General features: G+C 49.8%; 2 tRNA genes and 1 rRNA gene. All 3 read right to left on the bottom strand.

The features are described 5' to 3' along the window. Positions 1-178: 178 nt before the first annotated feature. Positions 179-254, bottom strand: a tRNA-Ala gene (locus EAE93_RS24035). Between the two features lie 129 nt (positions 255-383). Further along, positions 384-460 (bottom strand) — tRNA-Ile (locus tag EAE93_RS24030). Positions 461-528: 68 nt separating this feature from the next. Beyond that, positions 529-608 (bottom strand): 16S ribosomal RNA (locus EAE93_RS24025); the annotation flags it as partial.

Below are 608 nucleotides of genomic sequence, written 5' to 3'. Positions count from 1 at the left end.
GCTTATTCGCTTAACCTCACAACCCGAAAAGGTCTCGGATTGCTCAGCTTGAGAGACGCCTCAATAATACCTCGGTGATATTATTGGGCATTCCAATTTTTCAGCTTGTTGCAGATTGTTAAAGAGCAAAATAGTTCGCAGCATACTGTCGCCAATATACTCTGAACTACATTTAGTATGGTGGAGCTAAGCGGGATCGAACCGCTGACCTCCTGCGTGCAAGGCAGGCGCTCTCCCAGCTGAGCTATAGCCCCATACAGAAATAGACCGTCATCGTCTGTTCAATCAACTCGCTTAGCCGCCGGGTATTTCAACGCGAGTAACGCAGTGTGCGCCAGCACATGAGTCACGCAGCGTCTGAAAGACACCAGGATAAGTAGAGTTGGTAGGCCTGAGTGGACTTGAACCACCGACCTCACCCTTATCAGGGGTGCGCTCTAACCACCTGAGCTACAAGCCTGTCACGATAACCTATTCTCTTCTTTCATCAGACAATCTGTGTGAGCACTGCACTCAACCTATCTCAGGTAAGGAGGTGATCCAACCGCAGGTTCCCCTACGGTTACCTTGTTACGACTTCACCCCAGTCATGAGCCACAAAGTGGTCA

Source organism: Photorhabdus akhurstii (assembly GCF_018448925.1).
Classification (GTDB): Bacteria; Pseudomonadota; Gammaproteobacteria; order Enterobacterales; family Enterobacteriaceae; genus Photorhabdus; species Photorhabdus akhurstii.
Note: the sequence above shows the minus strand (reverse complement) of the source record. Positions and strands in the feature narration are given on the sequence as shown.